At 46.2% G+C, this 1,304-nt stretch carries 1 protein-coding gene; it reads right to left on the bottom strand.

The window, feature by feature from the left end; genetic code table 11:
• The coding region (locus B4K20_RS07770) for a type I restriction enzyme subunit R domain-containing protein (RefSeq protein ID WP_414683371.1) at positions 1–1,304 on the bottom strand (1,304 nt) is incomplete at both ends.

Consider the following 1,304-nt stretch of genomic DNA (forward strand, 5'->3'; position numbering starts at 1 on the left):
TTAACCACATCGCTTTCACCAGTAATCGACTTAATTTGATTAACGAAGGCTACCTGATCTTGTATGGGGGTAGCCTCACCAAACAGACTATTAAGCCGTTCGATAATTTCTTTGACGAACTTCGGCTTATCTCCAGTAACACCTCCACTACCAGGGCCAATTGGTTTCAACACAGGTGTTTCATTATCATCAGTTCCTTGATCAGGACGGGACTTGATGTCAAATCCAGTGAGAACTAGTCCAGTCAAGTCCACACTTTCTGGTGTTTCATGCAGCAGACGTTTTTGCAGCAATTTGGCGAATGCTGCGAAGTTTTCCAGTTCAGGATCTCCAAAATCAATAAGCTGTGCGATGTATGAGTAGGTACGACAGAAACGGCCTAAGTCAGACTTGAATCCAATTAAAGCCTTGATTTGCTCGGCATACTCATCTTGATGATGGTCGGCAGACTTCATGCCAGCTTCATCGCCTTTGGCGCGAGCCTTCTCAAAAGCTGCTTCCCATGTTGCCATGCCGTCACGCAGCATCTTCATTTTTTCGTTATAAAGGTTGGTCGCACCGCTTGTTGCTGCATACAAGGCTTTGTGTTGTGGCGATTTGGTATGAGTTATGTCACGGATGGTCTTGAAACGTGCATCCTTGAAAGCGGCTAAATCCTTAGCATCATAAAGTCCGTGCTCATCGAGCCGATCTTTGATCTCATAAACCACGTTGAGATCTTGCACTTCGTCAATGCGGGCGCCGTCATCATAGAGTGCAAAAGCTTGGCGGACATTTTCAGGGTCATTCACAAAGTCGATGATGAAAACCTCATCCTTGCCAGGAGCCATTCGGTTTAGGCGGGCAAAGGTCTGCACGATCTCTACATGGTTGGCGATTTTCTTATCGACATACATCGCCACCAACTTGGGTTGGTCAAAGCCGGTCTGAAATTTGTCGGCAACCAGCATTACCCTGTATTCAGGGCGGTCAAAAGCAAAGCGCAAATCCTGCCCTTGTACCTCCGGGTTCATATTTTGCTCTGTGAATTCCTCGTTTTCATCCACGATGAATACATCATCTTTGAAAGCATCGTCATCCTGATGCATGACCTGTTTGCTAGTCATCTTGCCAGAGAACGCAACCAATGAATGGATAAAACCATACTCGCTATGTTGTTCAATATAGCGGTCAAAGGCTTTTTTGTAGCGAATGGCGGCAGCTCGGGAGCTGGTGACAACCATTGCTTTAGCCTTGCTATCCAGACGGTGTGCAACGTTCTTGACGAAATGTTCAATGATGAACTGTACCTTCTGGGTCACATG

Origin of the sequence: Methylophaga sp. UBA5088, from assembly GCF_002414625.1 — a bacterium.
In the GTDB taxonomy this organism is placed as follows: domain Bacteria; phylum Pseudomonadota; class Gammaproteobacteria; order Nitrosococcales; family Methylophagaceae; genus Methylophaga; species Methylophaga marina.